Source organism: Actinomadura terrae (genome assembly GCF_022751215.1).
GTDB lineage: Bacteria > Actinomycetota > Actinomycetes > Streptosporangiales > Streptosporangiaceae > Spirillospora > Spirillospora terrae.
On sequence record NZ_JAICDG010000004.1, the window covers coordinates 150,830 to 174,874 of the forward strand.

Genomic DNA, 24,045 nt, shown 5'->3' on the forward strand with positions numbered 1-24,045 from the left:
ACGGCCGGGCCCACGGTAGCACGGCTGAGGTGGGCATCTCGGCCGATGTCCCACGGCCGACGGCGGTCGATCCGCCGTCGGCCGTGGGGAACATCGAGCGTGTTACGCGACCGTTCTGGTCAAAGGGACTTCCAGAAGGCGTACTTGTGCTCCTTCGCGAAGTCGATCCGCCGGATGCCCCCCTCGCCGGGCGCGAGCACCTGCGTGGTGTTCGCTCCCTCTCGCCAAGTCGGCGCGCCCGTGCCGTTCGGGTCACCCGTGCGGGCGAACCTCGTCCAGTAGCCAGTCATCTGGTCGGCCAGGTGCCGCTGGGCGGCGCTCAGCCGGCTCCCGTCGAAGTAGTCGGTCTCGAACTGGTATTGCAGTTCGGCGGCATGGAACGTGCCGGTCGGGAAGCCGGGGGTCTCCACATTCGCGACCCACGGCGACTTGCTGTCGGCGAATTCGTAGGCGTAGGTGGGCACCCGCCTCGCGACGGAATGGCCGAAGTCCGTTACCGAACGGGCGAACGTGGCGTCGGTGGCCAGGGCGGACCATGCCTCGCTCGGCGAACCGTAGTTCCGGAGGGGGTACCGGGCCGGCACCTTCGGTGCCTTCTCCGCGCCGACATAGGCGCGCACGCGGGCGGCGTATTCCGCCTCGTTCGCCAGCGGGGGAACGCCCATGAGCTGCTGCGCGGCCTCGAACGTGCGGTATTCGTCGCGCGTCATGCCGTACATGACCGGGACCTTCGCGAACTTCCCCGCGCGCAGCGCCTCCTTCGGCGAGTACGGGAGCACGCCCCCGCCGCCGTACACCGGCGCGAAGCCGTACTCCGACTCCTTCAGCAGCTTCGAGGTCGGCAGCGCGCGCAGGCACGCGGCGGCCGTGGCGGGGGTGGGGCAGCCGAGCTTGGCGGCCACCGTCCGGCCCTGGCGCTCGGCCTTGCTCCGCGAACGCGGCAGCCAACCGCCGGACGGTTCGAGCGACCCGTCCCAGTCGGGCCAGTTCTCGACCGTGCACGGACCGCTCTGGACGATCGCCCGCTGGAAGAGGCCCGCGGCGCCCGGCGCGACGAGCTGCGAACACGTGCTCACCCCGCCGGCAGACTCACCGAACACGGTGATGTTGCGGGCGTCGCCGCCGAACGCGGCCGCGTTGCCGCGCACCCACCTGAGGGCGGCCTGCTGGTCCTCCAGGCCAAAGTTGCCCGAACGCTTTTGGGCCGGGCCGCCGTCCAGCGCCGGGTGGTCGAGGAAGCCGAAGATCCCGAGCCGGTAGTTCACGGTCACGACGATCACGTCGCCGCGCACGGCCATTTCTGCCGGACGGTACATGGCGCCGGAGCCATTCCGGAATCCGCTGCCGTGGATCCAGACCATCACCGGCAGCCGCTTGCCTTTCGCGGACCGCCGCGGCGTGGTCACGTTCAGGTAGAGGCAGTCTTCGCTGTCACTTGCCTTCTCGCCCATAAAGCCCGCGTTCTGGGCGCACGCGTTGCCGGGCTTCGTCGCGTCCCGCGGTGACGCCCAAGGCTGCGCCGGTCGCGGCGAACCCCACCGGACGGGCGGCGCCGCGTACGGGACACCGAGGAACTCCCGGTGGTCCGCGCCGACGGTGCCGCGCACCGGGCCCTTGTCGGTGACCACCAGCGAACCGTCCCCGGCCACCGGAGCGGCTGACGGTCCGGCCGCCGCCGCGATCCCGCCGAGCCCCGTCCCCGCGAGCCCGATCGCCGCGACGCCACCGATCGCGGCCAGCGGCCTTCCCCACGCGCGCCGCTTCCGACCAGTGTCCATGACGGCTCCCATCTCGTTGAATCGACTCCCCTTACGGTCGCGGGATCGATGCACGAGCACAGGAGCGTTTCCTCTAAGCCTGCGGTAGACCTAGCTCTACCCTTGCTCCGCGTTCTTCGGCGGTGGGTCAGCTCACGAGCACCTCGTCCTCTACCGGGAGCAGAAGCCGTCATAGTCGTGCCAGGTCGCGACGGGGCGGGACGTCAGACGGCGGCGACGGCGTCGATCTCGACCAGGAAGCCCGGGCCCAGGCCCGCGACGACGTGGACGGTGATGGCCGGCGGCGGGTCCTCCCGGTTCCACACCTGCTGGAAGGCGGCCACCCCCTCGTCGAAGGAGTGGCCGTCCACCACGGCGATGCGCCAGTGCACGATGTCGGCGAGGCTCGCGCCCTCGCTCCGCAGGACGGTCTGAAGGTTGCGGAGCGCCTGGAGGGACTGCTCCCCGACCGTGGGGCCGACGACCTTGCCCTCGGCGTCGACGCCGTTCTGCCCGCCGATGTAGATGGTCTTGGCAGGCTGCTCGACCACGACGGCCTGGCTGAAGGCCGGGCTGCGGTGCAGCCCCTCGGGGTTGATGTGCCGGACGCCCATAACGATCTCCTCCGATGATGACACCGGTTATAACGGTGTCGCTGTGACACCAGTTATACTAGTTACATGCGAGCGGGGACAACCGGACGGGTCCTGCACGACCCCAAGGGCGGGTCGTTCCGATTCGATGCCGGCGCGGTCTGCCTTGACTTCGCCCACACCGGCGGAGAGGGCGACTACGCGGTTTTCGAGACCCTTCACAAGCCCGGCGACCTCGCCGAATGGCTGGCGCAGCCGCCCTTGGAGGCGGCCGTGACCGTCCCCGTGACGTCCCGCGAACTGACCGCGGCCAAGACCTTGCGGCAGGCGATCTGGGAAGCCGCGCACGCCCGCGCCGCGCAGCGTCCCCTGCCCGAACGAGCGGTGGCCGTCATCAACCGGGCCGCCGGAGCGGCGCCGCTCGTCCCCGAACTGGTCGTCGACGGCACCGCCGCGACATGGGCGTCTCCCGTGCGGGCCACGCAGGCGCTGTCGGCACTGGCGCGCGAGATGGTCGACCTGCTGGCCGGACCCCTGGCCGGACGCATCCGCGTATGCGCCGGCGACAACTGCCCGCTGGTGTTCGTCGACACCTCCCGCCCCGGCGCCCGGCGCTGGTGCTCGATGGAACGCTGCGGCAACCGCCACAAGCTCCGCGCCCTACGCGCCCGGCGAACCGCCGACCCGCTCTGACCAGCAGTGATCCACAGTTACATGCACTTGCGTGTATATACACTTCGATGTATGTTCGGAGTGTGGTCAACAGTGTGCAACAGCGGTTGACGGTGATCTCGGAGCCGAACCGGTTCCGGATCGTCGAGTTGCTCAAGGACGGCCCGCTGCCGGTGGGCGGAATCGTCGACGCGCTGGGCCTGGCCCAGCCGCAGGTGTCCCGGCATCTGCGGCTGCTGGCCGAGGCGGGCGTGGTCGAGGTGACCAAACGGGCGCAGCAGCGGATCTACCGGCTGAACACCGAGTCGATGCGCGAGCTGGGCGACTGGGCGCGGGGATTCGCCGTCCTGTGGTCGGAACGGATGGACCGTCTCGGTTCCTTCCTCGACGACGGCGACCGTGGATCCGACGGAACGAACCAGGAAGGAGCGCGAGGATGACGGACGGCATCGTGATCGACGAGGCGAGCAACACCCTGCGCATCCGGCGCACCTACGGTGCCGGCGTCGACCGTGTCTGGTGGGCCTGGACCGACGCCGAGGCGATCAGCCGCTGGTGGGGTCCGGAGGGCTGGGCCGCGACCGTGTACGAGATGGACGTGCGCCCCGGCGGACGCTGGCGGTTCCAGATCGCGCCGGTGGACCGCTCCACCGACCCGGTCCGCAACATCGCCAGCTACCGGGCGGTCGTCGCCCACGCCGAACTGCACTACGACGCCGCCTTCGCGGACCAGGCGTGGCAACCCGACGAGACGGGGACCTTCCCGACCGCGGTCACCTTCACCCCGGCCGGCACCGGCTGCACCGTCGAGGTCGCGGCGAGCTTTCCCGACGGCCAGGCGCTGCGGCGGGCCGTCGAACTCCAGATGGCCGAGGGATACGCCGAGGCTCTCGGCCGGCTCGCCAACCTGCTGGACGCCACCGACGACGATCACGCCGACACATCAGCAACCCAAGGAGCAACGATCATTTCCGGTCTTTCCACCGTCGCCTCAGCCGACGGCACGACGATCGCCTACGAGAAGACCGGTTCGGGTCCCGCGATCATCGTGATCAGCAATGTCGCCGAGGACCACACCGGGGTCGCCGGCCTCGCCACGGCGCTGTCGGAGCACTTCACCGTGATCACCTTCGACCGCCGGGGACGCGGCGCCAGCGGTGACCCGCAGCCCTACGACCCGGCGCGCGAGATCGACGACATCGCCGCGCTGATCGATGTCGCGGGCGGCTCCGCGGTTCTGGCCAGCGGCTCCGGTGCCTGCGGGCTCGCCCTCGATGCCGCCACCGCACTGGGCGGCAGGGTGACCGGGCTCTACCTGTACGAGCCGCCGTTCATCGTCGACGACTCCCGGGCTCCGGCGCCCGCCGACTACGTCCAGCACCAGCAGGCCCTGGTCGCGGCGGGCCGGCGCAGCGAGGCCGTCGAGTACTTCATGACCGAGATGGTCGGTGTCCCCGCCGAGTTCATCCCGGCGATGAAGCAGGACCCGTCCTGGGACGTGATGGCCAAGTACGCCCACACCTACGCCTACGACGGCCAGATCCTGCGCGGCCTCCAGGACGGCACGCCGCTGCCCACCGACCGGTGGTCGATCGACGCGCCGATCGCGGTGGCCGTCGGCGGCAACGGCGAGGCCTTCATCCGCGCGGGCGCCCACGCACTGGCCGCGATCCTGCCGGACGTCACCGTCCTGACCCTGCCCGACCACGACCACTCCGCGTTCTGGATGGCACCCGAAGCGGTCGCCCAGCACATACGCGGTTTCCTGCTCAGCTGACAAGTGCCGTCGACCCGCAAAGCGATCAGCCGTCGGATTCGGACTTGTCCGCGTCCTCGTTCTTCGGGACGGGCAGGATGCCTCGCAGCAGGTCTGCGGCGATCGCGGCGCGCTGCTCCGAATCTAGGTTCTTGATGCTGCTCAGGAGGCGTTCAGCGGCCAGGTAGCGCGAGAATTCGAGAGGCTGGTCGAAATAGGAGCGCAGGTGCGTCGCTGCGGTTTCCTGAGAACGGACGAAGGTCCGACCGATGTAGGCCGCGAAGGCCGCCGCGGTCGCCCCCAGCGCGCCCGTAACGGCGGCGGCCGCGGTGCTCTTGGCGTTGAAGGCCAGGACGGCGAACCCGACCAGCAGGATAAACCCTAGGGTCATGGCGACCTGAGCGTTGCGGAAGGATCGGCGAGCCTGTCCGGTGGCGATCTGGTGATAGTAGTCGAGACGTTTATGGGTGACGCTCCACAGCGTCGGCAACGTCAGCTCCTGCGCGGCGGCCAGTTCACTCTCGGCCTCGGACAGATCGCGACGGGCCGCCGCCGTAGCGCCTGCCGTTCCAGACGGCAGCGAGCTGGCCTGCTGGAGGCGGACACGATCCAGCGCATATAGCCATGCGTCCATGCCCTCGTCCGAAACGCCAAGAGCACGCAACAGGACTAGGAGTCTTTGCGCGGATGGTACCGACAAACCGCGCAGGATGCTATGAACCGTTGTCCGGGAAAAGTTTGCCCTTTCCGCTAACTCGCGGATAGTGATCCCTTGGCGCGCTTGGAGCGCCCTCAGGCCGTCGCTCAGCTCGCTCAGAGTGTTGATATTGGCCGGATCAGTCATCGGCTCTCCTCGATACGCTCGATAGGTTAGGGCAAGAGGCGCCGCTGCGCAGGAAGTTCTTGCATCACCTGCCCTCCCCCTGTAGGCGTGGAGGGAATCTCCCAACGAATCAACGCACCCGAATAGGTCGGTTCTTCGTCGGGTGGGCGAGGCCCCACCGACGCGGTATCCGTCACAGAACGCGGTCGGCTCAGGCTCTCCCGGCCCGGCTCGTCCGTGACGCGGTCGCGGGCGGGCGTCACCGCCTGCGGACGCCCGCTCCCGGCCTGGGTCGGGGGTGGGCGGACGCGGTGGTCGCCCGGCCTCGGCCGGGGCCGCGCCGTCTATTCGCCTCGAACAGCGGCTAATATCTGCGCTGCGTTGATTGATCGCCGATGCGACCCCGCGTCCTGGACCAGGGTTGGGAGAGAACTGTGGCCGGTCATCTGGAGGCCGTCTCCCCCGAGACGGTGTCATCGACGGCCGAGCGGGTCGCGGCGGACGCTGACGCGTTCTCCGAGGTCCCGCATGGCCTCGAAAGTCTGTCCGTGCTGCTGGTGGAGGACGACCCGGCCGATGCGATCCTGGTCGAGGACACCCTCGCCGACACCGGCATGCGCGTCGCGCTGCGGTGGGTCCGGTCGCTGCCGGAGGCGCATGAGCCGCTGACGGCCTCCCCGGCCCCCGACTGCGTGCTGCTCGACTTGAACCTGGGCGAGGCGCAGGGCCTGGCGGTGCTGCGGCGGGTCCTGGAGTGGGCACCGGACGCGACGGTGGTGGTCCTGACCGGGCTGGCCGAATCGCAGGCCGGGATGGCCGCGGTCGCCGCCGGGGCGCAGGACTACCTGTTCAAGGGGCAACTGGAGCCGGACGGCCTCGGACGGACGATCCGCTACGCCGTGCAGCGTCGTCAGGTGCAGCAGGCGGTCGCGGCGCTCCAGGTCGAGCAGATGCGGGCGCAGGAGAACGCCCGGTTGGAACGGGGGCTGCTGCCGACTCCGCGGGTGGCCGACCCGAGGCTGCGAGTGGTGGCCCGCTACCGGCCGGGACGGGCGCAGGCGCTGCTGGGCGGCGACTTCTACGACGTGATGGAGACCGACGACGGACGGGTGCACGCGGTGATCGGCGACGTGGCCGGGCACGACCCGGCGTCGGCGGCGCTCGGGGTCAGCCTGCGGGTCGGCTGGCGCTCGTTCGTCCTGGCCGGGATCCGCGGGGTCCGGCTGGTCGAGCTGCTGGAGGATCTGCTGGTCGCCGAGCGCGACGGCACGGAGACGTTCGTCACGCTCACGACGGTGACGGCGCTCCCCGGCGAGCCCACGGCGCGGATCGTGCGTGCCGGGCATCCGGGATTCCTGGTCCACGGCGGCGGGTCGGTGCAGTTGGTCGAGCCGCCGGGCGGGCTCGGGGTCGGCATGATCCCGGGGATGGGCGCCTGGCAGGAGCACGAGATCTCCCTGCCGGACGGCGCGTCCCTGGTGCTGTTCACCGACGGCCTGTTCGAGGGGCAGATCGACGGCGACGGGCAACGCCTGGACCTGTCGGGGCTCGCCCAGCTCGCGCACCGGCATCGCGACCGCTCCCCCGTGCGGTTCGTCGACGCGCTCATCGCCGACGTCGAGGCGGCGTCGGCTCCGCATGGCGGCCTCGACGACGATGTCGCCGTCATCCACCTGGGATGGACCCCGGCATGAACGCTCCGAACGACACCGGCTCCGACGACCGGGACGACCTCGTCTCCGGCGCTCGGGCCGCCGCTCTCCCCACGAAGGGCCGGCGGGGGCTGACCGTCCGGTCGTGGTTCATGCTGGCCGCGCTGATCGTCGGCGTGCTCACCGTGACCGCCGCGCTGGTGGTGCACTCCCAGCTCGATCGGACCGCCAGGGCCTCCGACCGGCTGGTGGACCGCATCGCCCCCGCCCAGATCGAGGCGGCCCGGGCGCAGATGGCCATGCTGAACCAGGAGACCGGCGTCCGCGGCTACGCCCTGTCCGGCGACCGGCAGTACCTGCGGCCCTACACCGACGGGCTGGCCACCGAGCGCCAGTCCACCGACCGGTTGCGCCGGCTGCTGGCGGACGAGCCGCGGCTGATCGCCGATGTGGAGGCCACGCGACGCGCGATCGAGATCTGGCGCCGCGACTACGGCTCCGTCGTGGTCGGGCAGGTCGCCGAGCGCGGACCCGGGAAGGACGCGTCCGCCACCGCCTCGCGCAGCAAACCGGCGTTCGACGCCGTCCGCGCCACGTGGGCCGTCCAGAACGGGCATCTGAGCGAGGCCCGCGCCGAGGGGCACGCCGAGTTGCGGCACACCCGCACCGTGCGGAACTGGACCATGGCGGGGCTGTTCGCGGTGCTGCTGCTCACCGCGGCGCTGCTGGCGGGGCTGCTGCACTACACGGTGGGACGGCCGCTGCGGATGCTGCGCGCCGCGTCCCGCCGGGTCGCCGACGGCGACTTCTCCCACGAGATCGACGCGCACGGGCCCGCCGACGTCCGCGACGTCGCCGACGTGGTGGAGGCGATGCGGCGGCGCATCACGCTCGCGCTGGACGAGTCCACCGAGCGGGAGCGGCTGCTGCGAATCCGGACCGAGGCGCTGGACGCCCAGACGGTGGAACTCCGACGCTCCAACGCCGAACTGGAGCAGTTCGCCTACGTCGCCAGCCACGACCTCCAGGAACCGCTGCGCAAGGTCGCCTCGTTCTCCCAGATGCTGGAGCGCCGCTACGCCGACCAGCTGGACGACCGCGCCCGCCAGTACATCGGGTTCGCCGTCGACGGCGCCAAACGCATGCAGGTGCTGATCAACGACCTGCTGACGTTCTCCCGGGTCGGCCGCCTGAACCAGCAGCGGCAGGAGATCGCGCTGCGCGCGCCGCTGGAGCGCGCCCTGGACAACCTCGACGACATCGTCACCGAGGCCGACGCCCGGGTCGAGGTGCCGGACGACCTGCCGACGCTCACCGCGGACCCGATGCTGCTGGCGATGCTGTGGCAGAACCTCATCGGCAACGCGATCAAGTTCCGGGACCCCGAGCGCGCGCCGGTCGTCACGATCGGCTGCGTCCGGCAGGACGACCTGTGGCATCTGACGGTCACCGACAACGGCATCGGCATCGACGCCGACTACGCCGAGAAGATCTTCGTGATCTTCCAGCGGCTGCACAGCCGCGAGGCCTACAGCGGGACGGGCATCGGCCTCGCGCTCTGCAAGAAGATCGTCGAGTACCACGGCGGCCGGATCTGGCTCGATCCCGACCACGGCGACGGGGCCCGCTTCCACTTCACCCTCGCCGCCGACCCGGACCCGGAGGCCCCCGACGAGCCCGCCGTCACCGACAGCGTGCCCGCCGCCGGTACGGTGAACGACGGTCCGTCAACCACCCCCGACCCGCAAGGAGCGACCCGATGAGCGATGCCGCCGTCCAGCCGATCACCGTCCTGCTCGTCGAGGACGACCCAGGCGACGAGCTGCTGACCCGCGAGGCGTTCGAGCACAACAAGGTCGGCAACACCCTGCACGTCGCCCGCGACGGCGACGAGGCCCTGGACTTCCTCCACCGGCGCGGCGCGCACGCCGACGCGCCGCGTCCCGACCTGATCCTGCTGGACCTCAACCTGCCCAAGCGCGACGGCCGGGAGATCCTGGAGGAGGTCAAGTCCCATGACGACCTCTCCGCCATACCGGTGGTCGTGCTCACCACGTCGGCGGCGGAGGAGGACATCCTGCGCAGCTACGCCCTGCACGCCAACGCCTACGTCACCAAGCCCGTCGACTTCGACCAGTTCATCAACGCGGTCCGGCAGATCGACGACTTCTTCGTGACGGTCGTCCGCCTCCCCCACCGCCGCTAAGCCCGAGGACTCCGGCGGAGGCCGGACGTCACCCGCGGCTCAGCTCGGGAGAGCCGACGAGACCTCGAAGACCCGCTTCAGCCCGGTCGTCTCCAGCACCTGGGCGAACCGCGCGCGCGGCCGCAGCAGCACCAGCCTGCCTCCCTCGGCGCGGATCCGCTTGAGCGCGCGGATCAGCGAGTTCAGGCCGGACGAGTCGCAGAACACCATGTCGCCGAGGTCCACCGCCACCCGCATCGGGTCGGCCTGCCTGATCGCGGCGGCGAGATGGGCGTCCAGGAGGTCGGTGACGGTGAGGTCCACCTCACCGGCCACCGTGACCACCGTCCAGTCGCCCTGCTTGAGAACCTCGAACCTGGCGCCGGCTGGACGACGAACCACCTGTGCCCCCGTGAACATCGCAGACCCTCTTCCTCCATCCCGGGTGTCCTTGCCGCCCCTGCGGAGAATAAAAGAAACCCAGGCGGATTCTTTACCTTTCGGGCAGTCGCGGCCCCGCCGTGTCGCCTCCTCCGCCGCGCTCGGCGGGCTGGGCGAGGGGGTGCCGGATAGCGCCACTCTCCTGTAGCTAGGCGGTTACAACGCGCTGACCATGATGGACGCGCGGTGCCACCGAGGTCCCCGGCCCGGCCTGCGGCCTGTTTTGTCCCTCTTTACGCGGGTAACTCGGCGCCCAACTCCAGGAAGAGGGCGAGGTGACGAGGACATGAACTTCCGGACCGGGCTCGCCGCCGGCGTGGCGACGGCGGGCGGTGTCCTGGCCGCGGTCGCCGCGCGCCGGGCCGGGCGCCGGCTCGCCGCCCGCTACGAGGCGAGGCTGGGACGTGCGGTCCGGCGGCTGGCCGTGCGGGCCGGGCACGGCGGGCCGCTCGCCAAGGCCGCGCTGGCCGGGGCGCGGGCGCTCGCGGCGGGCAGGTCGCCGGGGCGGGCGCTGCTGAGCTTCGGCTGGACGGCGCTGAAGGAGACGCTCAAGCGGATCTTCAGCGGCGGGGGGCGCGGCGGCCCGGTCGACATCGTCGAGCAGATCGACGTCGGCGCGCCGTGCCGGCTGGTCTACGACCAGTGGACCCGCTTCGAGGACTTCCCGTCCTTCATGAAGAAGGTCGTGAGCGTCGCCCAGACGTCCGAGGAGAAGCTGAGCTGGAAGGCGCGGATCTTCTGGTCGAACCGGACCTGGCAGTCGACGATCGTCGAGCAGGTCCCCGACCGGCACATCGTGTGGCGGTCCGCGGCGCCGAAGGGCCGGGTGGACGGGACCGTCAGCTTCCACGAGCTGGCGCCGGACCTGACCCGCGTCCTGCTCGTCCTGGAGTACCACCCGCGGGGGGTGTTCGAGCGGACCGGCAACCTGTGGCGCGCGCAGGGGCGCCGCGTCCGGTTGGAGCTCAAGCACTTCCGCCGCCATGTCATGGTCCGCGCGCTGACCGCCCCGGGCGAGGTCGAGGGGTGGCGCGGCGAGATTCGTGACGGCGAGGTCGTCCGGACGACCTGAGCGGCCCGCAGTGAGAAAGAACCCCGAAATCCTATTCGTGCGGAGGAGCATCATGAAACGCGGAACCAAGGTGGGCCCCGTGCCCATCGGTCAGATCGCGAAACGGCTGCCGGTCGGCCGGAAGGCCCCGTCCGGTCTCGGACGGATCACGCAGAACCTGCCGAGCGGCATCCCCGGTGGCAAGAAGATCGGGGCCACCGGCGGCGTCCTGCTCGGCGCCGGTGCCGCCGTCGCGGCGAGCCGCGCGATCGGCCGCCGCAACGGCGGGGGCGAGGAGCAGGAGGGGACCAAGGCCAAGAGCGGGGGCAAGGCCGCCGGTACCGCCAAGGACACCGGCAAGGGCGCCGCGAAGGCCGCCAAGGACACCGCGAAGCAGGCCGCCGGAAAGCCCGCCGAGAAGGCCAAGGGCGTGTTCGGACGGCTGAAGGACACCGTCGGCGGCGCCCTGAAGAAGGGCGGCGGGGGCGGCAAGAAGGTGAAGGTCACCAACATCGTCGAGCACACCGACGTGGGTGCGCCGCGCCGCCTCGTCTACGACCAGTTCACGCAGTTCCAGGAATTCCCGTCCTTCATGAAGAAGGTCCTCAGCGTCGATCAGGCGGACGAGGAGAAGCTGAACTGGCAGGTGAAGATCTTCTGGTCCAAGCGGACGTGGGAGTCCACGATCATCGAGCAGGTCCCGGACGAGCACATCGTCTGGCGCTCGAAGGGCTCGAAGGGCCACGTGGACGGGACGATCAGCTTCCACGAGCTGGCACCGAACCTGACCCGCGTCCTGGTGGCGCTCGAATACCACCCGCAGGGCCTGTTCGAGCGGACCGGCAACCTCTGGCGGGCGCAGGGCCGTCGCGTCCGGCTGGAGCTCAAGCACTTCCGCCGCCACGTGATGACGCAGTCGCTGCCCCGTGCGGACGAGATCGAGGGCTGGCGCGGCGAGATCCGCGACAGCGAGGTCGTCAAGACGCATGAGGACGCGCTGAAGGAGGAGGAGAGCTCCGGCGACGACTCGAAGGCCAAGTCCGGCTCCAACTCCAGGAACAGCCGCAGGAGCAGCTCGAGGAGCCGCACCACCAAGGACAGCAAGGAGCCGGAGTACGAGGAGGCGTCCCGGTAGCCGACGCGGGCCCGCGGGCGGCCGGCAGATCATCCGGGCCCGAGCCCGGTGATCCTGCCGCCGCCGCCCACCCGCCTGCCCGCCGGAACGCGATCCCTCCAGTCTCCGATGAGCTGGCCTCGTTGGTGGATCTAGTCGTCCACCAGGCTGAAGGATGTGCTTGCCGCCGGGGTGCTGGTGAAGGCGACCTTGGCCTGGCGTTTGCGGTTGATGACGTACTCGCCCGGGCCGATGCCGTTGGCTCCGTGCTCGTCGGTGTGGATCAGGAGGGCCGTCTGGCCTTCGGGGACCCGCAGGTATCCGACGGCGAGGTCGTCGCCTGAGCCGTCCACCCGCAGCCAGGACACCTTCGGGCTGTCGAAGCCGGGGTGGAGCCAGTGGGTGTTGCCGGTTCCCTCACCGCGGACGACCTGCACCCCCTCCGCCGGGACGGTCCGCCAGTCCTTGGAGCGGGGGGCGCCGGTGGGGAGTACCAGCAGGTCTCCCTGGGCCTGCGGGCCGGTCAGGACCGGGACCTCGGCGTCGGCGGTGAGGTGGCCGGGGACGGTGACGCCTATCAGGCTCAGCGCGGTCGCGTAGGTGTGCATCGGGCTCTCCTCAGGTTCGTCGTTCCAGCCGGCGGTAGACGTCCACGGGGCAGCCGTACTGCCAGGCGGCGGCTTCGACCGGATCGTCCAGGTGGCCGGGGACCGGTTCGGCGTAGTCGCGGAGGGCGCCGGATCGGTCGGGGCTGCCGTTGCGCATCACCAGCAGTCGCGCGTCGGCGTCGGGGATGTCGTACAGGCGCAGGACGGCACCGGGATTGCCGGGGTCTTCCGTTTCGGCCAGCGGTTCGAGTTCGGCTCGGGAGATGAAGGTGTCCCAGCCCATGCGTTCGATGGCCAGGCGCCGCAGCTCACTGTTCGTCGTGCGATTGATCTGCTGGATGCTCCACTGGCCGTCGAACAGTTCCTTCGGAACCAGGATGCCGTGCAGGAAGTAGTGTTCTTCGCCGTTCGGCCAGCGCAGCGCGGGGACGTCCGCCGCGTGCAGGCGGGTGTTGCCGCCGGGCAGCGCTTCGGTGTGCATGACCGACGGCGGCTCCACCACGATCGCCAGGCCGCGGAACGTCGCGCAGGCGAACGCCCGCCCCGGAGCGCCGAAGTGGAGGCAGCCGCGTAAATCCGCGACATCGCCGCCCGGCAAGGGGGACGAAGAACTCTGGAACACCGGGAGCAGCGAAGCCAACAGGCCTCTCCCCGGTTGCAGTCCACGCAGCCTCACCCGGTCGTCGCGCAGCTGGAACAGGTCGAAATCGTCATCTTCTTCGAGTGCCACAAAGGCGGAGAAAAGACAGCCGCAAAGGGCGAGGACGGAGCATATGGCCAGGCCTTTCGACACGTTCAGCTCGGCGATGCTCTCTCCGACCAGCCCCGCGGCCGTGTCACTCGTGCGACTGATGAGGTAGACGCTCGCCGCGAGGGAGAAGAGGACCAGGTAGATGCAGAGCGCCGAGAGCGACAGTGCCATCGCGGACCGGCACCGGGCCCGGATACGGCCGCCGAGGGGCAGTCTCGCGGACCGGATGCTCCGGTACCGGTAACCGCGGAAGTGCTCCGGGGACTCGACCCAGACCACGTTGCCGTGCCAGCGTTTGCGGGACGCCCGGTAGGCGTCGCGGAGACCGGCGACGATCTCGGCGCGGTCCCGGTCGGTCAGCGGCTCGGCCGATACCATGGCGCCCCCTCGACCCTCATGATGAGGTCAGTACAGCCGTTCAACAAGTGGACGGGTCGGACCGTGGTCCTTCAGGCCGGTGTAGCCGATCGACCAGATCGTGCGTGAGCCCGGCGCCCGCACCAGGTCGCACACCCAGGCCCGTTCGTCCTCGGCCAGCGCCGAACCCTTCAAGATCGTGATCCTGCCGTTCCGGAAGTGCAGGTAACCGGTGTTGCCGCGTGACTCCCCGCCGCCGACCCAGACGCCGCCCCGGCCGTCGTCCAGCACCGACTGGCCGTAACAGGGAAAGTCCTGCGGGAGCGGGAACTCCTCCCAGTCCCCTCCCGTCCAGCGCAGCAGGGTCGCGTGGTCGAAGTCGCGGCGCAGGCCCCAGGCCAGGCGGGACGAGACGGGGCAGATGTCGGTGAAGTACCTGTACGTCGTCGGGGTCGTGCGCGCCTCCTTCCACCGGCGGCCGTCCCAGTGGATCGTGAAGGGGCGGTAGGTCACCTCCGGATCGGGCGCCGACCCGGTCACCCAGATATCGCGGGACGTGCGTACGGCCACCCTCTCGGGGGTCGCTTTCTCCGGCATCGGAATCCGCAGCTCAACCCACTGGTCGCCCTCCCAGCGCATGACGGCGCTGCGGAGGTCCGGTTCCTCGCGGTCGGCCGCGACGGCGAGGACGGTCCCGTCCGGTGACGCCGACAGCTTGTTCGCGACGAACGAGCCGGGGAGGCGCACCGTGCGCCACGCGCTTCCGTCCCAGTGGGAGGTCATGGGCGACTCGTAGCTGATCACCCACAGTTCGCGGCGGACGGCGGCGACGCACAGGCCGCTGCCCCGGTCGTCGTCCGGCACGTCCACGCGCTTCCATTCCCGCCCGTCCCAATGCAGCAGGATCTGGCGCGGCTTGGCCAGCCTCCATCCGGACGCCCAGGCGCCCCGGTGCGTGGCGGCGCCCTGCACGAGGAATCCGTCGCCGAGTTCGGGGAGGGGCGAGCGGCGCCACCCGGGCGCGGAGGCGTCGGCAGGGGCGGCGGCGGCCCAGCCGAGCGGGAGGGCCGCGGCGCCGGCGGCGAGGACGGTGCGGCGGCTGATCGGAGGTGTCATCCGAACTCCTCGGACGGGTCGGGTGGTCGCTCCCAAAATCGCCGTGGAACGGTGGCGTCCTCAAGGGCCCCCTGCACGGTCGGCCACAACCGGAACCGCCGCGCGGCCGGACGCATCATCGGTGTGGTCGGCAAGGCCTGCTCACCGGCCCGGACGGCGGCCGCGATGAACGGCGCGTCCGGAACTCCGGTCTGGGCGGGCCCTTGCCGAACCGCGATCGGACGATGTAGGCGGAGCGACGGCGCCACGAAATCACATACAACATCTAGGCGCTGTACTCCCGTCAGCCACAAGATGTAGAGTCTGTCCCGGCGCTGGTCCACCGCCTCAGGCGAGGCGGTGGCGCAAGAGGGAACCCGGTGCGGCGTGTTCGCGCGCGCCAATTCCGGGACTGCCCCGCAGCGGTGATGGGGAACGAAAGCCGTCATGAGCACTGGGCCGCAGGGTCTGGGAAGCGACGGCCGGTAGGCGTGTGCGTGACGCCCCTGAGTCCGAAGACCTGCCGGCGTCCAGTCGTCCATCACGCCTTCGAGGGAGGGGCCGGGCGAGCAAGGCGCGGGCGCCGCGGTGCCCTCGTCCTGTTCTCCCCTGCCCGCGAGGGCGCTCACAGAGGGAGAGCAACGTGACCGTCACCGCACCCGACGTCCAGGATCGCGAGCTGGCCATCCGCCAGGCCGCGGACGAGATCGGCGCGGATCCGAGCCGGTCGCGGACGGCCGCCGCGCTGCTCGCGGAGCTGATCGGGGACGAGGTCGCGGCGCAGGGCGTCGAGTCGTTCTCCGGCTCGATCCGCCTCGCGCATGCCGAGGGCCTGCTGAACGACGCGACGGCGGCCTTCGTCGCGGCCCATGCCGACGAGCTGGACGCGCTCGTGGACGACACCGCGGACGGACGGTTCGAGTACTTCGGGCTGCGCACCGTCCACGACCGGTACCTGCTGCGGCACCCGCGCAGCCGGAAGCCGATCGAGCGCCCCCAGTACTTCCTGATGCGGGTCGCGTGCGGCCTCGCCGGCACGGTCGCCGAGGCCGGCGAGCTGTACGGGCTGATGTCGCGGCTGGAGTACCTGCCCTCGTCGCCGACGCTGTTCAACTCCGGTGCCCGCCGCGCCCAGCTGTCGTCCTGCTTCCTGCTCGACTCCCCCAAGGACGAGCTGGAGTCCATCTACGAGCGGTACGGGCAGGTCGCGCGCCTGTCGAAGTACGCGGGCGGCATCGGCATCTCCTGGACGCGCATCCGGTCCCGCGGCTCCCTGATCCGCGGCACCAACGGCCACTCCAACGGCATCGTCCCGTGGCTGCGCACGCTGGACGCGTCCGTCGCCGCCGTCAACCAGGGCGGCCGCCGCAAGGGCGCGGCCTGCGTGTACCTGGAGCCGTGGCACGCCGACGTCGAGGAGTTCCTCGAACTGCGCGACAACACCGGCGAGGACGCCCGCCGCACCCACAACCTCAACCTGGCCAACTGGATCCCGGACGAGTTCATGCGGCGCGTCGAGGCCGACGCCGAGTGGTCGCTGTTCGACCCCAAGGACGTCCCGGAGCTCGCCGACCTGTACGGCGCGGAGTTCGACGCGGCCTACCGCGCGGCCGAGGCCGCCGGGAAGCACACCCGCAGCCTCCCCGCGCGCCAGTTGTACGGGCGGATGATGCGCACGCTCGCGCAGACCGGCAACGGCTGGATGACCTTCAAGGACATCGCCAACCGCACCTGCAACCAGACGGCCGAGCCCGGCAACGTCGTCCACCTGTCGAACCTGTGCACCGAGATCCTCCAGGTGACCAGCGAGGCCGAGACCGCCGTCTGCAACCTCGGGTCGGTCAACCTGGCCCGGCACGTCACCCCCGACGGGTTCGACTTCGCGCGGCTGCGCGAGACCGTCAGGACGGCGGTGCGGTTCCTGGACCGCACCATCGACCGCGGCTACTACCCCACGCCCGAGGCCGCCGCGGCGAACCTGCGGTGGCGGCCGGTGGGGCTGGGCGTGATGGGTCTGGCCGACGTGTTCTTCACCCTGCGGCTGCCTTTCGACTCGGACGAGGCGCTGCGCCTTTCCACCGACATCGCCGAAGAGATCGCGCTGTGCGCCTACGCGACCTCGGCGGACCTCGCCGAGGAGGCGGGGGCTCACCCCTCCTATGCGCAGACCCGCGCCGCGCGCGGCGTCCTGCATCCCGACCATTTCACGGTGAGCGACCGCAAAAAGGTTGAGTGGGACGCCTTGCGCGCCCGCGTCGCCCGGACCGGTCTGCGCAATTCCCTGCTGACCGCGATCGCGCCCACCGCGACGATCGCGTCCATCTCCGGCTGCTACGAATGCGTCGAGCCGCAGGTCTCCAACGTCTTCAAACGCGAGACCCTCTCCGGCGAGTTCCTCCAGGTCAACCAGTATCTCGTCGCCGACCTCCAGGCCGCGGGGCTGTGGACGCGGGAGATCCGCGACGCGATCAAACGCGCCGACGGCTCGGTCCAGGGCGTTCCCGTCCTCGACGACGACCTGAAAAGGCTTTACCGGACGGCCTGGGAACTCCCGCAGAAGGCGCTGATCGACCTCGCGGCCGCCCGCACGCCGTTCATCGACCAGTCCCAATCCCTGAACCTGTTCATGGCTGCGCCCACGATCGGCAAGCTCTCGTCGATGTACGCCTATGCCTGGAAGGCCGGGCTGAAGACGACCTACTACCTGCGGTCGCGGCCCGCGACGCGCATCGCGCAAACGACCGTCACGACCATCGAAGCCGATGTCGCCTGCTCCCTTGAGAACCCCGAGATCTGCGAGGCGTGCCAGTAATGCTGCTCGACCCCGGCATGGACCTGACCCTGCGTCCCATGCGCTATCCCGACTTCTACGAGCGCTACCGCGCCGCGATCCGCAACACCTGGACGGTCGAGGAGGTCGACCTCGCCTCCGATCTGGCGGACCTGAAGAAGCTGACCGCCGACGAACTCCACCTCGTCAAACGGCTCGTCGCGTTCTTCGCCACCGGCGACTCCATCGTCGCCAACAACCTGGTGCTCAACCTCTACAAGCACGTGAACAGCCCCGAGGCACGGCTGTACTTGTCGCGGCAGCTCTATGAGGAGGCCGTCCACGTCCAGTTCTACCTGACGCTGCTGGACACCTATCTCCAGGACGACGACGAGCGCCGCCAGGCGTTCGCCGCGATCGAGCACATCCCCTCGATCCGCGCCAAGGGCCGGTTCTGCTTCACATGGATCGACTCGATCTCCTCGGTGGACCAGCTCACCACGAGGCAGCAGCGCCGCGGCTTCCTGCTCAACCTGATCTGCTTCGCCGCCTGCATCGAGGGTCTGTTCTTCTACGGTGCCTTCGCCTACGTGTACTGGCTGCGCTCCCGCGGGCTGCTCAACGGGCTGGCCTCCGGAACCAACTGGGTTTTTCGCGACGAGTCGATGCACATGGAATTCGCGTTCTCCGTCGTCGACACCGTCCGCGCCGAGGAGCCGGACCTGTTCGACGACAAGCTCACCGCGCAGGTCACCGAAATGCTTGAGGAGGCTGTGGCCGCCGAACTCGCGTTCGCCCACGACCTGTGCGGCGACGGCCTCCCCGGCATGTCCGCCGCCGACATGCGCGCCTACCTGGAGTATGCCGCCGACCAGCGCCTCGTCCGCCTCGGGATGCCGCGCCGCTACGGCTCGGCCAACCCGTTCGCCTTCATGGAACTGCAAGACGTCCAGGAGCTGTCCAACTTCTTCGAGCGCCGCGTCTCGGCCTACCAGGTCGCCGTGGAAGGGAGCGTCACCCTCGACGAGGACTTCTGACACGCACGACCGCTGCTACTTTTGAGGGCATGCTTCAACCTCGTGCCTAGACACCGGCCCGCCGCGTCCGCTGGGTTCTCTGCCCCGGACGCGGCCCCGGGTCCGTGCAGGCATCCGGCGACCCGTCCGACGTGGTGGTCGCCGCTTCGCGAGGTATTGCTGTGTCTTCGTCCATGGTGGCGCCCTCTTACCGCGCCGTTCTCCGCACGCCCTTCGCCTTCCGCACCTTCACCATGGCATTGGTCGGACGGCTCTCCTACGGAACCGTTTTCCTCTCACTCGTCCTGGCGCTGACCGACGCCACCGGCTCCTTCGCGATGGCGGGAGGCGCCATCGCCCTCTTCGGGCTCACCAGCTCCCTGCTGTCGCCGCTGCGCGCCCACCTGATCGACCGGCACGGCGTACGGAAAGCGCTTCCCCCTATGGCGGTCGCCTACGCGTTGGCCCTCGCCGTCATCGCCGCGCTCACCTGGCGGCCCGGAATTCCGGGTGTCGCACTCTGGTCGCTGGCGGGCGTCGCGGGCGCGCTCACTCCTCCTCTCGGCCCCATCATGCGGACCTTGTGGAGCGAACTGCTCGGCGACGACGAGGCGCTACTGCAACGGGCCTATTCGCTCGACACGGTGGCGGAGGAACTGCTCTACGTCACCGGGCCGCTGATCGCCGGGGTGCTGGCCGGCCTGGTCGCTCCCGCGCTGGGCATCGCGGTCAGCGCCGTCCTGGTCTTCGTTGGCGCGCTGGGGCTGGTGCTCTCACCGGCGGTGTGCTCGGGGCCGCCCTCGCCTGAGCCGTCCGATGCCGCCCCGGGTCTGGACGGCATGGCTAAGCGGGGCTCGTTGTTCGCGGACCTCGCGCGGCTGCGGCGGCCCGTCCTTGTCACGGCGGGGGTCGGCATGTGCCTCGGCGCGCTGAACCTGCTCGTCGTGGCCTTCGCGGAGGAGCATGGACGGCTCGCCGCGGTCGCCTGGGTCGAGGCCGCGCTCGCGACCGGAAGCGCGATCGGCGGCCTGCTCTACGGCACGGTGACCTGGCGGATCGGGCTGGAGCGCAGGCTGCTCCTGATGACCGTGGCCCTGGCCACCGCCTTGGCCACGGCCGGACTCGCGCCGAACCTGCCCGTGCTCGCGTTGCTGGTCGCGGTCACCGGGTTGTTCGTGTCGCCCGTCCTCACCGCGAGCTACGTCCTGGCCGACAAGGCCGCCACGTCCGGGGCCAGGACCCAGGCCGGAGCCTGGGTGAACACGGCCTTCAACACGGGCCATTCCGCCGGCTCCGCCTCGGTGGGCCTGCTCATCGGCAACCTCGCCCTCGCCGGATGCTTCGCCGTCAGCGCGGCCGCCCCGCTCCTGGGCGTCCTGGCCTCGCTGAACCCATCCAAAGGGCCTCCAACCACCGAGAATTCGGAGTCGGCGAACGGCTAGGTCCGGTACCGCGAGGGGTCTGCGATGGGAGTGGCGGCCGCGGCGGCCCGGCGGGCGAGGTCGGCGAACGCCGTGCGCAGCTCAGGGGGGTCGACGACGTCGATGGGCGCGTCGAAACGGGCGAGGGCGGCGGCCAGGCCGGGCCAGGACCACGCGCCGAGCCGGACCCGGCAGCGGTCCTCGCCGAGGGCGGTGACGATGCCGTCGTGCGCGAACGGGACCACCTCCCCGGCCGGCAGGTGCAAGATCACCTCGCCTTGGCACGGCCATCGATCGGCGCCCCCGTCGGAACCCTTGAACCTGGCCGCCAGGAATGCCGCCGGGTCGCCGCCGGGAAGCTCGCGGGGGACGAAGCGGGGCCCGTTCGGGGTGCGCGGGGTGATCCGGTCGGCGCGGTAGACGCGCCAGTCCTCGCGGGCGGGCTCCCAGCCGATCAGGTACCAGCGTCCCGAGCGTGCCAGCAGGTGGTGCGGCTGCACGCTGCGCGGCGCCGGGACGTCCCGGCCGCCGGTACGGGCCGGTGAGGTGCGGCCGGACGAGGCGTAGTCGAACCGCAGCTCCTCCCGCGCGTTGAGGGCGGCGGCGATGGCCAGCAGCACGGCGGTCCGCGCCGGACCGTCGCCCTCGCGCGCCGGGCGTCCGACGACCGTGGGTTCGAAGGCGTCCAGCCGGGCCCGCAGCCGGGCGGGCATGACCTGGCTGATCGTGGCGAGCGCCCGGGCGGCGTCCTCCTCGATGCCCGCGCCCAGCTGCGGGGCGCCGCGCAGCGCGATCGCCAGTGCGATCGCCTGGTCGTCGTCGAACAGCAGGGGCGGCAGCTGGGCCCCGGCATCGAGCCGGTAGCCGCCGTCGGGCCCCTTGATCGCGCGGACGGGATAGCCGAGCTCGCGGAGCCGGTCCACATCACGGCGCACGGTACGCGGGCTGACCTCCAACCGCTCGGCGAGCAGGTGCCCCGGCCAGTCGCGGCGGGCCTGCAAGAGGGACAGCAGCGACAACAGGCGACGCGAGGTCGACGGTGCGGAACTGGTCGGCATGATTCTGACCCTAGGCGCTGAAGAGGACGTTCTCTGTCCTCTACTGGTGTGACACTCCTCAGGAGTCACCGGAAACCGGTCCGGTGCCCGAGGCAAGGAGCGACCCCATGGCGTTCACCACGACCGCACACCTGAACTTCCACGGCCAGGCCCGCGAGGCGCTGGAGTTCTACCAGTCGGTCTTCGGCGGGAAGACCACCATCGCCACCTACGGCGACTTCGGCATGCCCGAGGACGTGCCGGGCAGCGGCGATGTCGTCTTCGGCCAGGTCATCGGCGACGGCGGCTTCCGGGTGATGGCCTACGACGTCCCCGGCCGGGCCGAGCCGGCGCCGGCCGGGACGACCACCCGTGAGAACGGGATGACGATCACCACGGAGAAGTTCTTCCTGTCCGTTCGCGGCGAGACGGTCGAGGAGGTCGGCGTCCTGTGGGAGGGCCTCTCGGCCGGTGCCCATGTCATCGAGGCCTACGGGCCCGCCCCGTGGGCCCCCGCGTTCGGCATGCTCACCGACCGCTTCGGCGTCACCTGGATTCTCGACGTCGCGCCCACCGGCTGACGCACTGCACGGGACGCCTTAGGCGGCCGGCTTTTCAAGGTCGGCCCGGACCCAACTGAGGCCCAGGCCGTCGGCCAAGTTCAACAGGAATCGCTCGTAGAAAATGGGGACGTAGGCGGTCAAGCAAGCTGCGGCAGCTGCACAGGGGGGGGTGCGGCTCGCCCGGCTCGGCCGTGTGACGGGGGCGGCATCATCCGCCGGTGGCCGCCTTGCGGCGGGCGCGGTAGGTGGTGACGGTCGTCCGGCTGGCGCATGTGTCGGAGCGGAAGCGGCGGCGCGACTGCGGCCGGGCCGGGCGATGGGGTCCTTGCCGTCGTGGGCGAAGTGCAGGTGCTGGCCGTCCCCGTCGTGCTCGGCCACATGGATCGCGGGCGGGCAGCGTTCCAGCAGCAGGTAGGCCACGTGACCCACGCGTCCCCCGGCAGGTAAGTAGGGCTGAAGATTTTGGACATAAAGACTAAATGGAGCTTTTCGTTCCGGACGGCCAACCTAGTCGTATGTTCGCGCGAATCGCCTCCCCCCACGTCCTCGCCCTGGCCGGAACCGTCGTGCTGTGGGCCTCGGCCTTCCCCGCGATCCGGGTCGGGATCGACGGGCTGGGCGTGGAGGCGCTGTCGTTCCTGCGGATCGTGATCGCGGCCGGGGCGCTGCTGGTGGTGGCGCCGCTGGCGAAGGTCCGGCTGCCCCGGCGTCGCGATCTTCCCATGGTCGTCCTGTGCGGGGCCGCCGGCGTCACCGCCTATCAGGTGCTGCTCAACTGGGGCGAGGTCGAGGTGGCGGCCGGGACGGCGAGCCTGCTGATCGCGACCGCGCCCGTCTTCAGCGTCCTGCTCGGAAGCCTCTTCCTCAAGGAGCGGCTGAGCCGCGACATCGTCCTCGGCAGCGTCATCGCGATCGCCGGTGCGGCGATCGTCAGCCTGGGCGCGGGGGAGGGCGGTTTCACGGCCTCCGCGCTCATCGTCCTGGCCGCCGCCGTGGTCCAGGGGGTGTACCACTTCGCCACCAAGCCCTTGCTGCGCCGCTATACAGGTCTGGAGGTCGCGACGCACGCGATGGTCGCGGGCACCGTTCTCGCCCTGCCGCTGGTCCCCGCCACGTGGGACGCGACCCCGCACGCACCGGCCGACGCGCTGGCCTCCGCCGTCTACCTGGGCCTGTTCCCCTCCGCGCTCGGCTTCGTCATCTGGGCCTACGCCGTCGCCCGGCTGCCGCTCGCGGCGTCCACGGCCGCCCTGTACCTGGTGCCGCCGGTCGCGCTGGTCATCTCCCTCGTCTGGCTGGACGAGGTGCCGCACCCGATCGAGTTGGCGGGTGGAGCGGTCAGCGTCGCGGGAGTGATCCTGATCAACCGGCGCAGGCAGGCGCGGTGCCCTTCCGCACCCGGGCGCGGGGACGCGCGAACCGAGCAAGGAGCCGTCCGTGCTTGACGTACGCCGCCTGCGCATCCTCCAGCACCTCGCCGCATACGGGACGGTCGCGGCGACCGCGGAGGCTCTGCACCTGACTCCACCGGCCGTCTCCCAACACCTCGCCGCCTTGCAGAAGGAGGCGGGAATGCCGGTGGTGGAAAAGCAGGGACGCACACTTCGCCTGACCCCGGCCGGGGAATTGCTGGTCGCCCACGCCGAAATCATTCTGGCCGAACTCGCGGCGGCCGAGTCCGGACTGGCCGCTCTGCAAACCGGCCGGCACGGCATCGTGCGGATCACGGCCTTCCCCTCCGCGGCCCGCACCCTCATCGCGCCTCTATGGCAGCGCCTCGCCGACACCGACACCGATGCCGATCCGGCGCTGTCGCTACGGCTGTCCGTCCAGGAACCCGACCAGGCACTCGACGACCTGCGCAAGCGCTCGACCGACCTCGCCGTGGTCCACAGCTACACCGTATTGCCGCGCAATTTCCCCGCCGCCTGCGAGCAGAGCGTCCTCATGGAGGAACCGGTGCTGCTCGCCCTGCACCCCCGCCAGGCCGGCGCGCTCGGACTGGCGGCCGGGCAGCCGGCGGACCTGTCCCGGACGGCGCGGCTGCCGTGGCTGACCCCCGGCCCGGAGACGTCCTGCTACGAGATGATCCAGCGTGCGTGCGGCGCGGCCGGTTTCGTCCCGGACATCAGGACCCGCAGCAGCGACTTCTCCGTGCTCACGGCCCTGGTGGCGGCGGGAGCGGGCGCGGCCCTCATCCCCCGGATGGCCCTGCCGGACGCCACCGCGTCCCTCAGCCTCCACCCGCTGGTGCACCCGGTCTCGCGGACCATCCTCACCGTGAGCCGCGCGGGAACCGGCAGACACCCCGACCTGCGACGCGTCCTGGACCTTCTCCACGACCGGGCCACGGTCCCCGCGCCCGACCGGCGGTGACCGCCGG

General features: G+C 70.7%; 22 protein-coding genes and 1 riboswitch. Of the genes, 14 read left to right on the top strand and 8 right to left on the bottom strand.

Features of this window, described 5'->3' with window-relative positions:
* Positions 1-119 precede the first annotated feature (119 nt).
* Both K2F47_RS25340 and K2F47_RS25345 read right to left on the bottom strand, forming a co-directional pair.
* Complete coding sequence (locus K2F47_RS25340) at positions 120-1,778, bottom strand: carboxylesterase/lipase family protein (protein WP_242907730.1); 1,659 nt, start codon at positions 1,776-1,778, stop codon at positions 120-122.
* A 203-nt stretch (positions 1,779-1,981) separates the two neighbouring features.
* Positions 1,982-2,371 (bottom strand): RidA family protein, encoded by a 390-nt coding sequence (locus K2F47_RS25345; protein WP_242907731.1) that lies wholly within the window; start codon positions 2,369-2,371, stop codon positions 1,982-1,984.
* 66 nt (positions 2,372-2,437) lie between these two features.
* Between K2F47_RS25345 and K2F47_RS25350 the strand changes: the two genes are divergently transcribed.
* From K2F47_RS25350 to K2F47_RS25360, 3 genes are all read left to right on the top strand, one after another.
* Positions 2,438-3,043 (top strand): CGNR zinc finger domain-containing protein, encoded by a 606-nt coding sequence (locus K2F47_RS25350; protein ID WP_242907732.1) that lies wholly within the window; start codon positions 2,438-2,440, stop codon positions 3,041-3,043.
* Between the two features lie 62 nt (positions 3,044-3,105).
* Entirely contained in the window at positions 3,106-3,462 is a 357-nt protein-coding gene (locus K2F47_RS25355; RefSeq protein WP_242907733.1) for an ArsR/SmtB family transcription factor, read from the top strand.
* Complete coding sequence (locus K2F47_RS25360; protein WP_242907734.1) at positions 3,459-4,799, top strand: alpha/beta fold hydrolase; 1,341 nt, start codon at positions 3,459-3,461, stop codon at positions 4,797-4,799. Before K2F47_RS25355 ends, K2F47_RS25360 begins: the two co-directional genes overlap by 4 nt.
* 25 nt (positions 4,800-4,824) lie before the next feature.
* Here K2F47_RS25360 and K2F47_RS25365 read toward each other — a convergent pair whose 3' ends face one another.
* The gene (locus K2F47_RS25365; protein ID WP_242907735.1) at positions 4,825-5,622 is read right to left on the bottom strand and encodes a helix-turn-helix domain-containing protein; all 798 of its coding nucleotides are present in this window, start codon (positions 5,620-5,622) and stop codon (positions 4,825-4,827) included.
* Between the two features lie 413 nt (positions 5,623-6,035).
* Here K2F47_RS25365 and K2F47_RS25370 point away from each other — a divergent pair, with 413 nt between their 5' ends.
* Genes K2F47_RS25370 through K2F47_RS25380 form a run of 3 tightly spaced genes read left to right on the top strand, consistent with a single transcriptional unit; the run spans position 6,036 to position 9,459 of the window.
* A complete protein-coding gene (locus tag K2F47_RS25370) occupies positions 6,036-7,295 on the top strand; it encodes a PP2C family protein-serine/threonine phosphatase (RefSeq protein WP_242907736.1) in 1,260 nt (419 codons plus the stop codon).
* Positions 7,292-9,016 (top strand): sensor histidine kinase, encoded by a 1,725-nt coding sequence (locus tag K2F47_RS25375; protein WP_242907737.1) that lies wholly within the window; start codon positions 7,292-7,294, stop codon positions 9,014-9,016. The genes K2F47_RS25370 and K2F47_RS25375 overlap by 4 nt, the downstream gene beginning before the upstream one ends.
* Positions 9,013-9,459, top strand: a complete 447-nt coding sequence (locus K2F47_RS25380) for a response regulator (RefSeq protein ID WP_242907738.1) — start codon at positions 9,013-9,015, stop codon at positions 9,457-9,459. The genes K2F47_RS25375 and K2F47_RS25380 overlap by 4 nt, the downstream gene beginning before the upstream one ends.
* Positions 9,460-9,498: 39 nt before the next feature.
* Here K2F47_RS25380 and K2F47_RS25385 read toward each other — a convergent pair whose 3' ends face one another.
* Entirely contained in the window at positions 9,499-9,840 is a 342-nt protein-coding gene (locus K2F47_RS25385; protein ID WP_242907739.1) for an STAS domain-containing protein, read from the bottom strand.
* Positions 9,841-10,165: 325 nt separating this feature from the next.
* Here K2F47_RS25385 and K2F47_RS25390 point away from each other — a divergent pair, with 325 nt between their 5' ends.
* A complete protein-coding gene (locus K2F47_RS25390) occupies positions 10,166-10,951 on the top strand; it encodes an SRPBCC family protein (RefSeq protein ID WP_242907740.1) in 786 nt (261 codons plus the stop codon).
* Positions 10,952-11,030: 79 nt separating this feature from the next.
* Complete coding sequence (locus tag K2F47_RS25395) at positions 11,031-12,065, top strand: SRPBCC family protein (protein WP_242907741.1); 1,035 nt, start codon at positions 11,031-11,033, stop codon at positions 12,063-12,065.
* Between the two features lie 131 nt (positions 12,066-12,196).
* Here K2F47_RS25395 and K2F47_RS25400 read toward each other — a convergent pair whose 3' ends face one another.
* From K2F47_RS25400 to K2F47_RS25410, 3 genes are read right to left on the bottom strand one after another with little or no spacing between them, the layout of a single operon-like run.
* The gene (locus K2F47_RS25400; protein ID WP_242907742.1) at positions 12,197-12,652 is read right to left on the bottom strand and encodes a DUF8820 family protein; all 456 of its coding nucleotides are present in this window, start codon (positions 12,650-12,652) and stop codon (positions 12,197-12,199) included.
* Between the two features lie 10 nt (positions 12,653-12,662).
* Positions 12,663-13,781 carry a DUF6745 domain-containing protein gene (locus K2F47_RS25405; protein ID WP_242907743.1) on the bottom strand — a complete coding sequence of 373 codons (1,119 nt, stop codon included), beginning with the start codon at positions 13,779-13,781 and terminating at the stop codon, positions 12,663-12,665.
* A gap of 27 nt (positions 13,782-13,808) precedes the next feature.
* On the bottom strand, positions 13,809-14,876 hold the full coding sequence (locus K2F47_RS25410) for a hypothetical protein (RefSeq protein ID WP_242907744.1): 1,068 nt from the start codon (positions 14,874-14,876) through the stop codon (positions 13,809-13,811).
* Between the two features lie 298 nt (positions 14,877-15,174).
* Positions 15,175-15,397: riboswitch (cobalamin riboswitch) on the top strand.
* 101 nt (positions 15,398-15,498) lie between these two features.
* Here K2F47_RS25410 and K2F47_RS25415 point away from each other — a divergent pair.
* The 3 genes from K2F47_RS25415 (at position 15,499) to K2F47_RS25425 (ending at position 20,083) form a co-directional block, all read left to right on the top strand.
* Positions 15,499-17,667 (top strand): ribonucleoside-diphosphate reductase subunit alpha, encoded by a 2,169-nt coding sequence (locus tag K2F47_RS25415; RefSeq protein ID WP_242907745.1) that lies wholly within the window; start codon positions 15,499-15,501, stop codon positions 17,665-17,667.
* Positions 17,667-18,662, top strand: coding sequence for a ribonucleotide-diphosphate reductase subunit beta (locus tag K2F47_RS25420; protein ID WP_242907746.1), 996 nt, complete (start codon positions 17,667-17,669; stop codon positions 18,660-18,662). The genes K2F47_RS25415 and K2F47_RS25420 overlap by 1 nt, the downstream gene beginning before the upstream one ends.
* Before the next feature lie 161 nt (positions 18,663-18,823).
* A complete protein-coding gene (locus K2F47_RS25425; RefSeq protein WP_242907747.1) occupies positions 18,824-20,083 on the top strand; it encodes an MFS transporter in 1,260 nt (419 codons plus the stop codon).
* Here the strand turns inward: K2F47_RS25425 and K2F47_RS25430 are convergent.
* Positions 20,080-21,120 carry a helix-turn-helix transcriptional regulator gene (locus K2F47_RS25430; RefSeq protein WP_242907748.1) on the bottom strand — a complete coding sequence of 347 codons (1,041 nt, stop codon included), beginning with the start codon at positions 21,118-21,120 and terminating at the stop codon, positions 20,080-20,082. The genes K2F47_RS25425 and K2F47_RS25430 overlap by 4 nt on opposite strands.
* A gap of 107 nt (positions 21,121-21,227) precedes the next feature.
* Between K2F47_RS25430 and K2F47_RS25435 the strand changes: the two genes are divergently transcribed.
* The 3 genes from K2F47_RS25435 (at position 21,228) to K2F47_RS25445 (ending at position 24,038) form a co-directional block, all read left to right on the top strand.
* On the top strand, positions 21,228-21,680 hold the full coding sequence (locus K2F47_RS25435) for a VOC family protein (protein WP_242907749.1): 453 nt from the start codon (positions 21,228-21,230) through the stop codon (positions 21,678-21,680).
* Positions 21,681-22,177: 497 nt separating this feature from the next.
* The gene (locus tag K2F47_RS25440; RefSeq protein ID WP_242907750.1) at positions 22,178-23,107 is read left to right on the top strand and encodes a DMT family transporter; all 930 of its coding nucleotides are present in this window, start codon (positions 22,178-22,180) and stop codon (positions 23,105-23,107) included.
* The gene (locus K2F47_RS25445; protein ID WP_242907751.1) at positions 23,100-24,038 is read left to right on the top strand and encodes a LysR family transcriptional regulator; all 939 of its coding nucleotides are present in this window, start codon (positions 23,100-23,102) and stop codon (positions 24,036-24,038) included. Before K2F47_RS25440 ends, K2F47_RS25445 begins: the two co-directional genes overlap by 8 nt.
* Positions 24,039-24,045 lie beyond the last annotated feature (7 nt).

Coding starts and splice junctions, on each gene's coding strand:
- K2F47_RS25365 (WP_242907735.1), bottom strand. CDS start 5,622: ATGACTGATCCGGCCAATATCAACACTCTGAGCGAGCTGAGCGACGGC.
- K2F47_RS25400 (WP_242907742.1), bottom strand. CDS start 12,652: ATGCACACCTACGCGACCGCGCTGAGCCTGATAGGCGTCACCGTCCCC.
- K2F47_RS25420 (WP_242907746.1), top strand. CDS start 17,667: ATGCTGCTCGACCCCGGCATGGACCTGACCCTGCGTCCCATGCGCTAT.
- K2F47_RS25380 (WP_242907738.1), top strand. CDS start 9,013: ATGAGCGATGCCGCCGTCCAGCCGATCACCGTCCTGCTCGTCGAGGAC.
- K2F47_RS25360 (WP_242907734.1), top strand. CDS start 3,459: ATGACGGACGGCATCGTGATCGACGAGGCGAGCAACACCCTGCGCATC.
- K2F47_RS25430 (WP_242907748.1), bottom strand. CDS start 21,120: ATGCCGACCAGTTCCGCACCGTCGACCTCGCGTCGCCTGTTGTCGCTG.
- K2F47_RS25345 (WP_242907731.1), bottom strand. CDS start 2,371: ATGGGCGTCCGGCACATCAACCCCGAGGGGCTGCACCGCAGCCCGGCC.
- K2F47_RS25390 (WP_242907740.1), top strand. CDS start 10,166: ATGAACTTCCGGACCGGGCTCGCCGCCGGCGTGGCGACGGCGGGCGGT.
- K2F47_RS25435 (WP_242907749.1), top strand. CDS start 21,228: ATGGCGTTCACCACGACCGCACACCTGAACTTCCACGGCCAGGCCCGC.
- K2F47_RS25350 (WP_242907732.1), top strand. CDS start 2,438: ATGCGAGCGGGGACAACCGGACGGGTCCTGCACGACCCCAAGGGCGGG.
- K2F47_RS25440 (WP_242907750.1), top strand. CDS start 22,178: ATGTTCGCGCGAATCGCCTCCCCCCACGTCCTCGCCCTGGCCGGAACC.
- K2F47_RS25405 (WP_242907743.1), bottom strand. CDS start 13,781: ATGGTATCGGCCGAGCCGCTGACCGACCGGGACCGCGCCGAGATCGTC.
- K2F47_RS25340 (WP_242907730.1), bottom strand. CDS start 1,778: ATGGACACTGGTCGGAAGCGGCGCGCGTGGGGAAGGCCGCTGGCCGCG.
- K2F47_RS25375 (WP_242907737.1), top strand. CDS start 7,292: ATGAACGCTCCGAACGACACCGGCTCCGACGACCGGGACGACCTCGTC.
- K2F47_RS25410 (WP_242907744.1), bottom strand. CDS start 14,876: ATGACACCTCCGATCAGCCGCCGCACCGTCCTCGCCGCCGGCGCCGCG.